General features: G+C 70.2%; 8 protein-coding genes. 2 read left to right on the top strand and 6 right to left on the bottom strand.

Annotation, left to right across the window (positions count from 1 at the left end; all coding sequences use genetic code 11):
* The 5 genes from ASC93_RS13065 to ASC93_RS13045 form a co-directional block, all read right to left on the bottom strand.
* Window positions 1-1,454, bottom strand: a 1,454-nt coding sequence (locus ASC93_RS13065) for a GMC family oxidoreductase N-terminal domain-containing protein (protein ID WP_229412708.1), incomplete at its 3' end; no start/stop codon positions are given.
* Window positions 1,451-2,053, bottom strand: a complete 603-nt coding sequence (locus tag ASC93_RS13060; RefSeq protein ID WP_056442366.1) for a gluconate 2-dehydrogenase subunit 3 family protein — start codon at window positions 2,051-2,053, stop codon at window positions 1,451-1,453. The genes ASC93_RS13065 and ASC93_RS13060, both read right to left, overlap by 4 nt.
* Window positions 2,054-2,063: 10 nt before the next feature.
* Complete coding sequence (locus ASC93_RS29850) at window positions 2,064-3,221, bottom strand: hypothetical protein (protein ID WP_157201904.1); 1,158 nt, start codon at window positions 3,219-3,221, stop codon at window positions 2,064-2,066.
* The gene (locus ASC93_RS13050) at window positions 3,218-5,005 is read right to left on the bottom strand and encodes a thiamine pyrophosphate-requiring protein (protein ID WP_056442359.1); all 1,788 of its coding nucleotides are present in this window, start codon (window positions 5,003-5,005) and stop codon (window positions 3,218-3,220) included. Before ASC93_RS13050 ends, ASC93_RS29850 begins: the two co-directional genes overlap by 4 nt.
* A gap of 25 nt (window positions 5,006-5,030) precedes the next feature.
* Window positions 5,031-6,035 (bottom strand): SDR family oxidoreductase, encoded by a 1,005-nt coding sequence (locus tag ASC93_RS13045; protein ID WP_056442356.1) that lies wholly within the window; start codon window positions 6,033-6,035, stop codon window positions 5,031-5,033.
* Between the two features lie 212 nt (window positions 6,036-6,247).
* Here ASC93_RS13045 and ASC93_RS13040 point away from each other — a divergent pair, with 212 nt between their 5' ends.
* Together ASC93_RS13040 and ASC93_RS13035 are read left to right on the top strand one after the other, a co-directional pair.
* Entirely contained in the window at window positions 6,248-6,739 is a 492-nt protein-coding gene (locus tag ASC93_RS13040; RefSeq protein WP_229412707.1) for a hypothetical protein, read from the top strand.
* Between the two features lie 48 nt (window positions 6,740-6,787).
* Window positions 6,788-7,666 carry a hypothetical protein gene (locus ASC93_RS13035; RefSeq protein WP_157201903.1) on the top strand — a complete coding sequence of 293 codons (879 nt, stop codon included), beginning with the start codon at window positions 6,788-6,790 and terminating at the stop codon, window positions 7,664-7,666.
* 54 nt (window positions 7,667-7,720) lie between these two features.
* On the opposite strand, the gene ASC93_RS13030 is transcribed toward ASC93_RS13035, so the two are convergent.
* Window positions 7,721-8,470, bottom strand: coding sequence for an IS1595 family transposase (locus tag ASC93_RS13030; RefSeq protein ID WP_157201902.1), 750 nt, complete (start codon window positions 8,468-8,470; stop codon window positions 7,721-7,723).
* Window positions 8,471-8,531 lie beyond the last annotated feature (61 nt).

Genomic DNA, 8,531 nt, shown 5'->3' with positions numbered 1-8,531 from the left:
CCCATGCGGCAGGTGCCCAGGATGTGGCTCGTGTCGTCGCTCGTCCACACGCCGCGGCCGCCCGCCGCTTCCAGCATCGTGCCCATGAAGCGGCGCGCGTGGTCCTGCATGCGGCGGTCGTTGTCGGAATATTCGAACGTGACGTGGGCGACGGGCAGGCCGTGGCGGTCGCGCACGTCGGACAGCGCCACGCGGTTGCATGCGCGCGGCTCCGTCTCGGCGACGGCCACCAGGCCGGCCATGTGGTTATAGTCCTGCATCTCGCGCCGCAGCGCCGCGCCCCACAGGTGCCGCTCGGTGACGAGCACCTGCGCCCACGCGCGCGGCAGCGGACCCTGGCTCATGAAGGCGTAGCCGCCGTGGAAATCCTTGCCGGTGTCCGTGTAATTCCAGTGCTCGCACACGGCCATGTTGGGCGGGCCCTTGTACCAGCGGATCTCCTCGTCGAAGCGCGCCCACATGCCCGGGCCGGCGTGCGTCGTCAGGTGCGTGCCGACGAGGCCCGAGCCGTTGCCGAGGCCGTGCGGAAACCGGTCGCTGGCGGAATTGAGCAGCAGGCGCGGCGTCTCGATCGCGTACCCGGACACGACGACGTTGCGCGCGCGCTGGAAGCGCCATTGCTCGTGCCGGCGATAGTGCACGCCTTGGGCGCGGCCGTCCGGGCCGGTCTCGATGCGGCCGGCCATGGCGAGGTCGCGCACTTCGGCGCCCGCGGCCAGCGCGCGCGGAATCCACACGATCAGCGCGCTCTGCTTGGCATTCGTCGCGCAGCCGAAATTGCAGAAACCCCGGTACACGCACGGCGGCGACTTGCCGCGCGGCGCGGACACCGTCGCCAGCGGCACGGCGGCCCAGGGTATGCCCATGTTCTCGGCGCCGCGCGCCAGCACGAGGCCGGCCGCGTTCATCTCGTGTTCGCGATACGGGTAGCGCCTGCGCGGCGGTCCCCACGGATAGCGCACCGGTCCGGCCACGGCCAGCGCCCGCTCCGCCTCCTCGTAGTAGGGCGCCAGTTCGGCGTAGGTGATGGGCCAGTCGACGCCGTAGCCCAGCCGGCTGCGCGCCTGGAACCACTCGGGCCGGAAGCGCAGCGAGATCATGCTGAAGTGGACGGTCGACCCGCCCACGCCCCAGCCGGAATTGTTGCCGCCGAGGGCCAGCGCGTCCGCGCCGTCCGAGATCCGTTCCTCGGTCCAGTACAGCTGCTGCTGGGCTTGTTCGTCCGACGCGAAGTCTTCCAGCGGCCGCCAGAACGGCCCGGCTTCCAGCACGACGACGGAAAAGCCGGCCTCCGCCAGCTTGCACGCGAGCGTGGCGCCGCCGGCGCCCGCGCCGACGATGGCGAAATCGACCGGCTCGTCGTCGGCGTATTCGCGCATGCTCACCCAGCCGCCGCGCTCGAACACGTCGGGGGCGCGGCCGGCGCCCGTGCGCGGCGCGTGGCTCCCGCTCATGGCGCCTCCTTCGCTTCCCACGGGTCGCGGCTGTCGAACCCGAGCCGCACATAGCCGCGCGGGCTCGCGGGGCCGCCGAAGCCGATCTCGTTCCACGCGAGCGGATGCGCATAATAGAAGCCGGCCGCCGTCTTGAGCAGGTGGTGGATGAAGAAGCGCTGCGCGTCCAGCCCGTGCCAGCGGGGCGATGCGGCGCGGCCGTCGGCCAGCGCCTGCAGCACGGCGTCCTGCGCGGCCGCGTCCAGCCGGGCGAACGGGAGGTCGTGCAGGCGGCGCGCCTCGTCGTCGACGGCGGCCAGGCCCTGGCGCCAGGCGGCGCGCAGCGGCGGCATGTCCGGATGGCGGTAGCCTTCGCCGCGGTCGTCGTGGAGCATGGCGTCGATCCAGGGCGTGATCGGAATCGGGTGGTCGCGCTCGGGCTGGGGCAGCAGGCGCGCGTTGATCGCGTCCAGCACGTCCCATTCGTCGGCCGTCAGCCAGCGCCGCGGCGGGACGGCGTCCAGCCGGTGCGCGAGGACGCCGCGGGTGACGTCGTCGAACGACGGGCTGTCCCATTTGGCCAGCACGTCGTAGCCGGGGAAGCGCGGTGGCTCGGTCATGGGGTCTCCCTCATGCGGCCCCCTGCATGCGGTCCCGCGACGAGCCTTCCTGCGCCGCGCGCAGTGCCAGCGCCGCGCGGCCGGCCAGCGCCAGCGCGCTGAAGCTGGGCGGCGCCGGCAGCGGCGGACCGGCCAGCAGGTTCTGGCTCCAGTTGCGCCAGCCGCCCATCTGGCGCGCGACGCCGCGCGCGTGGAAGCCCATCCCCAGCACGCCCAGCCACGTGCACGCGGTCAGCAGTGCGTTCGTCAGCCGGCGCGGGCCCCGGGCGCCGGGCAGCGCGGCGCCGGCCAGCATGACGGCCGTCACGGGCGGCACGCTGACGGGCACCCACATGGCGGGATGCTGGAAGGCGCCGCGGAAGTGCAGCAGCGCCGCTTCCGCGCTCGTGCCGGCCAGGCCGAACGCGGCGAGGCCGCACAGGGCGCGTCCGCTGGGCAGGCCGGCGAGCGTCGGCGCGCCCGCGGCGACGGGACGGGCGGCCAGGCCGATCACGCCGGCCAGCGCGAGGGCGGCCGGCGCGCCGAGCGGCGCCGCATAGAACAGGTTGGCCCACGACAGGCCGCCGGGCCGGCGCAGCACGTTGTAGGCGTGGAAGCCGAAGCCGGCAGCGCCGACGGCGCAGGCCGTGGCATAAGGAACGGTGGCCATCAGGCCGGTTGTTCGTGACCCGGTCGTTCGTGACCCGGTCGTTCGTGACCCGGTCGTTTGTGGTCCGGTTGAGCGCGGCCCAGTCGCTCGTGTCCCGGCCGAGCGCAACCTGTTCGTTCGCGACTCGGCCGCTCGTGGCCCGGCCGTTCGTGGCCCGGCCGTTCCCGCCCCGCGCAGCGCGCAGGCCAGCACGACGGCCGCGCTGGCGAGCGGTGCGAACATGCCGGGGTTCTCGAAGCCGCCGCGGTAGTGTTCCATCGCGCTGTCGCTCAGCACGGATGCGGCCAGCATCGCGGCAGCCTGGTACAGCCGGCGGGCTTGCGGTGCGGGGTCGGCGGCGATGTCGGCGCCGGCCGCATCGCGCGGCACTGGTGATGGCAATCGCGCCGGCACGGGCGCGGGCAGCCTGCGGCCGGACGCCGCCCGCCCCAGCAGCAACGCGCCCAGCGCCAGGCCGAGGGTGGCGGCGCCGAGCCCGCGCGCCAGCGGGCGCGCGTCCGCGGGCGCCGCCGCGTTCACGATTTGTCCCCGGGCAGGATCGAGCTGAGCACCTGGCGCGCGACGCCGGCCAGCATCGAGCCTTCGCTCGGATCGCCCTTGCCGATGGTGGTCATGAAGTGCCTGGCTTCCTCGAGCGTGATGTGCGACGGCAGCGGCGGCACTTCGGGGTCGGTCTTGAATTCGAGGACGACGGGTCGGTCGGACGCCAGCGCCTCGCGCCACGCTTCGCCCACCTTGTCGGGATCGTTGCAGAAGATGCCTTTCAGTCCGATCAGTTCGCCGAAGCGGTGGTACGGGACATCGGGAATTTTTTGTGTCGCCTCGAACTTGGGGTTGCCTTCCATGACGCGCTGTTCCCACGTCACCTGGTTCAGGTCTTCGTTGTTGAACACGCACACGATCCAGCGCGGGTCCTTCCACTGTTTCCAGTATTTCGATACGGTGATCAGTTCCGCCATATTATTCATCTGCATGGCGCCGTCGCCGACGAGGGCGATCACGGGCCGGTCCGGGTGGGCGAACTTGGCGGCGATGGCGTACGGCACGGCCGCGCCCATCGACGCGAGCCCGCCGGACAGCGAATACATCTGCCCGCGCTGCACCTTGAGGTCGCGCGCATACCAGTTCGCGCAGGAGCCGGAATCGCTCGTGACGATGGCGTCGCGCGCGAGCAGCGGCGACAGTTCGTAGCACACGCGCTGCGGATTGATCGGGTTGGCGGATGCCAGCGCCCGTTCTTCCAGCAGCTTGTACGAGTCGCGCACCGATTTCTCGACTTTTTCGCGCCAGCTCGTCTCCGTCTTGTCCTTCAACAGCGGCAGCAGCAGGCGCAGCGTCTCGGCGCTGTCGCCATGCAGGTTGACCTCGGCCGGGAAGCGGATGCTCAGCATCGACGGGTCGATGTCGATCTGCACCGCGCGCGCCTTGCCTTCCTTGGGCAGGAATTCGGCGTACGGGAAGCCCGTGCCGATCAGGAGCAGGGTGTCGCAATCGCTCATCAATTCCCAGCTGGCCTTCGTGCCGAGGATGCCGATCGTGCCCGTCACCCACGGCAGGTGATCGGGCAGGGCGGCCTTGCCCAGCAGCGCCTTGGCGGCGCCGGCCTTGAGGCGTTCTGCCACGGCGATGACTTCGTCCGTGGCGCGCAAGGCGCCGGCGCCGACGAGGATCGCAACCTTGCTGCCCGCGTTCAGCACATCGGCCGCGCGCTGCAGGTCGACTTCGTACGGCACGACGCGCGGCTTGGTGTAGCCGATGCCGGAAAAGACGTTGCCGTGCTTGCGGGCCGGCTCTTCGTATGGTTTGTCCTGGACGTCGTTCGGGAGCACGAGCACGCTCACGCCGTTGCGGCCCAGCGCCGTGCGCATGGCGCGGTCGAGCAGGTGGCGCACCTGGGACGGCTGGCTCGCCTCGTAGACGTAGTCGGCCACGTCCTGGAACAGGCGCTCGAGGTTCAGTTCCTGCTGGTAGTGGGCGCCGCGCGACGTCGTCGGCGCCTGGCCGGTGATCGCCAGCACGGGCACGTGGTCCATCTTGGCGTCGTACAGGCCCGTCACCATGTGGGCCGCGCCGGGGCCGCCCGTCGACAGGCAGACCCCCGGTTCGCCCGTGAACTTGGCGTGCGCGGAGGCCATGAAGGCCCCCATTTCCTCGTGGCGCACCTGGATGAAGCGGATCTTGCCGCCAAAGCGGTCGAGCGCGCCCAGCACGCCGTTGATGCCGTCGCCCGGATAGCCGAAGATCGTGCGCACGCCCCATTCGTACAGGCGTTCGACGAAGAAGTCGCCAACGGTTTTGCTCATGTCATGTCCTCGTTTCGATGGTTGGTCAGTGGCGGCGCAGCTGGCGCAGGCCGAGCGCGACGCCCGCCGCCGCGCCCACGCCGGCCAGCAGCCAGCCGCGGTGCGTGGTGGCCCACAGTTGCACGCTCCGGGTGCTGGCGCCGGCGTCGAACGTGCCGTGTGCGCCATACGGACCGGGCACGGGCCGCCACAGGTTGTTCGGGCGGTCGGCCGGGATCGTGTCGGCGCGCTGCTGGCCCGCGACGCCCTTGCGCGCCAGGTAGCGGTCGAGCAGGCGCGGCACGAATTTCTCGGCCAGCATGGTCGCCAGCGTGGGGTAGCCGACGCAGATCTCGGCCCGGCGCGCGTGCGCCGCCCACCAGATGGCGCGGCCGGCCACCTCCGGCTGGTAATACGTGCCGATCGGCTTGGGATGGTGCGTCAGCGTCGTCTTGCACCATTCGAATTGCGGGGTGTTCACGCCGGGCATGTCGACGATGGCCACGTGGACGTCGCTGTGGTCGTGTTCCAGCTCCGTGCGCACGGATTGCGTGAAACCCTTGATCGCGTGCTTGGCCCCGCAATACGGCGATTGCAGGGGAATCGAGCGGTAGGCGAGCGCCGAGCTGACCTGCACGATGGTGCCGCGGTTGCGCGGCCGCATGCGTTTCAGCGCCGCCATCGTGCCCCACACGAAGCCGTGGTAGGTGACGTCGGTGACGCGGCGGAAGTCTTCCGGCGCGATGTCGGCGAACGGCGCGAACACGGTCGCCATCGCGTTGTTCACCCAGATGTCGATGGGGCCCAGCTCGTTTTCCGCGCGCTCGGCGGCGGCGTCGACTTGCGCGTAGTCGGCCGTGTCGGCGGAGATGGCGATGGCCTGCGGCGAGCCCAGGCGCTCGGCCTCGGCGCGCGCGGCCTCCAGGCGGTCGGGGTCGCGCGCGACGAGCGCGATGCGTGCGCCGCGCCGGGCGAATTGCTGGACCGCCGCGCGGCCGATCCCTGCGCTGGCTCCCGTGATCACGACGACTTCGTGGCGTGCTTCCGACATGGCTGGGTCCTCCGATGTTGCGATGCAGGGCCAGCTTAGCACCAAGTGTCGCTGAGCCTCGCCACGTTATGTTTGTGAAAAAGTTCTTGAACAAATGCACGAATCCGATAATTTTTTTGTAACAATCGGCTGCGATACTGTCGAGCGGGATACGATCCATTCCCTGGCCTGCCGCCGGCGGGTTCACATAACGAACACTGAGGAAACGGAAAATGAAAAAAACGCTGTTGTCGCTCGTATCGTTGCTGCTGTTGTCCCAGGGCGCCTGCGCCTATGCTTCCGAGCAGAGCACCTGCACGACCAACAAGGGGGCCTTCCTGACCGGCACTGTCACGAGCGGCCCCAAGTTCCAGTCCGCCAGCCAGACCATCGACGGCATCAAGCTGTCGCACACGATCATCTACATGAAGGCCGACCAGGACGGCAGGTCGTACCAGGTCGCCATGGACAACGTCTACGCGGTGGACTACGTGCAGAATTCGACGTCCATCCCGGCCTCGCTGGCGGCCCTGAAGTCCGGCACGCGCGTCGAAGTGTGCGGCGAGAAGTATTCGGACGGCACGGGCATCCACTGGGTGCACAGCAACTGCGGCGACGTGCCGAAGACGACGGCGCCGAACGGCTGGGTGAAGCAGATCTCGACCAGCGGCACGATCGGCACCAACCTGGAGCGCAGCCAGGCCTATTGCTATTTGTGGAACTGACGTGAAACAGGGCGCCGTTCGCGCGGCGTCCACGCTACGATCGTGCCGATGACGTCTTCACGCATGCTCTTGACCGGTTGTGCCGCCGTGGCCCTGATCGCGGCCCTGCTGGGCGCGCTCGGCCTGCGCGGGCCGGACGTGCCGCCGTCGCCCGCACCGGCGCCGCAGCGCCAGGCCGGCGCAGCCGCGCGGCAGTGGTTCGCGCCGCCGCCGGCGTCCACGCCGGCACGGGCGGACTTCGTCGCGGCGCCGCGTTCCCCGCTGTACGGCCGCAATGGCCGCGTCGTCGACTTGCACGGCGAGGACGTCGCCACGTACATCGCCCGCCGCAACGCCGCCGCGCGTACGGGCGACACGCGCGCCGCCTACGACATCTACCAGGCCGCATCGGTGTGCGCAGCAAACGCGGACCCGCTGCCGGAATTCGCGGTGGCCGCGGAACGCGTCCAGGCCGAAGCGGAGCGCCGCCGCGTGCAAGCGCTGTGCGCGGGCGTCTCGGCCGTGCAGCTGCAGGAGCGCATGGCGTTTCTCGTGCGCGCGGCGGACGCGGGCAACCGCGACGCCCGCATCGACTTTTTCATGGAAGGCCCGATGGGCCGGCCGGCCGACCTCGACGCCCAGGCCGACGACCCGCAGGTCCAGGCCTGGAAGCGGCAGGCGCTGGGCTATCTGCAGGAGGCCGGCGCGCAATGCGACCATTTCGCGCTGTCGCTCCTGGCGAATGCCTACGACCTCGGCCAGCTGGTGCCGCGCGATCCGCGCATGACGATGGCGTATGCGATCGCGGCGGCCGCGGCCCGGCACGTGGTGCTGACCGAGGAGCAGTTGCGCGCGCGCTTCGGCGACGAGGTGACGGGTGCCGATTTCGCGGCGGCGCTGCGGGCGGGATCGTTGCTGTCGCGCCAGGATTGTCCGGCCGGCCATTGAGGGACGTAAAAAAAGGCTGTGTTCGCGTTACGTAGGTAACCGAGCGCAGCCGCCCTAGCCGAGCCGGGCCGCAGCGCACAGCAAATGCGCCGGCGTGGTCAGCCGCCGCGCATCCAGCAGCCGTTGCCAGCCCGAATAATTGATGAGGTAGCGGCTCGCGATGCCGCGGAACCGCACCAGCCAGCTCTTGAAGCGGCTGTGCCAGCTATTCACGTTCTGGATGTGGATCGCGCCGCGCGCCCGCACGCCGGCCGTCACGTTCACCGCTTCGTGCGTGATGCCCGCTTGCACGGCGAAACGACGATACGCCGCAGCCCCGTCGCTGATCAGCAACACGTCGGCAGGCAAGACCGGCTTGAGGCACGCATGCAATTGCGCAGCCGTCACTTGTCCCCGGCCCGTGTGAAAGTCCAGCGTCTGCCCGTTGCGGTCGCGCGCGATGAGCAGGCAGTCGTATTCGCGATTGATCCCGCGCCGCGTGGCCACGCCGCCGCGCTTTCTCGGCCGTCGCGTCAGGTTGCGCGACCCCTTCTGCGATTCGAGGCGATAGGTCTCGTCCGCCTCGACGATGGCCGTCAACATTGCCGGACGGTCGCGCATCGCACCGGGCACGAACCGGTGGCGCCACCTGAAACTGGTAGTCCGGTGCACGCCGGTCACACGCGCCGCGTCGCGCACCGTGCGCGATTCGAGGATGGATTGCAGGAACGGTAGCCAGCACTCTTTCTTGCGAAGACGGGCGAGCGGCGTGCCGGTCAGTGCGTTGTAGCTGCGTCCGCACCCGAGGCAACGAAAACGTTGCAAGCCGTTCGCCTGGCCGCAGCGGTGTACGCGGGCGCAACCGCAGCGCGGACACGGCCGGCCC

The sequence above is a fragment of the Massilia sp. Root335 genome (assembly GCF_001425685.1).
Classification (GTDB): Bacteria; Pseudomonadota; Gammaproteobacteria; order Burkholderiales; family Burkholderiaceae_D; genus Telluria; species Telluria luteola.
The sequence above is the reverse complement of the archived record's forward strand: the minus strand, read 5'-3'. Positions and strand labels throughout refer to the sequence as shown.

Coding starts and splice junctions, on each gene's coding strand:
- ASC93_RS13035 (WP_157201903.1), top strand. CDS start 6,788: ATGACGTCTTCACGCATGCTCTTGACCGGTTGTGCCGCCGTGGCCCTG.
- ASC93_RS13040 (WP_229412707.1), top strand. CDS start 6,248: ATGAAAAAAACGCTGTTGTCGCTCGTATCGTTGCTGCTGTTGTCCCAG.
- ASC93_RS13060 (WP_056442366.1), bottom strand. CDS start 2,053: ATGACCGAGCCACCGCGCTTCCCCGGCTACGACGTGCTGGCCAAATGG.
- ASC93_RS13050 (WP_056442359.1), bottom strand. CDS start 5,005: ATGAGCAAAACCGTTGGCGACTTCTTCGTCGAACGCCTGTACGAATGG.
- ASC93_RS13045 (WP_056442356.1), bottom strand. CDS start 6,035: ATGTCGGAAGCACGCCACGAAGTCGTCGTGATCACGGGAGCCAGCGCA.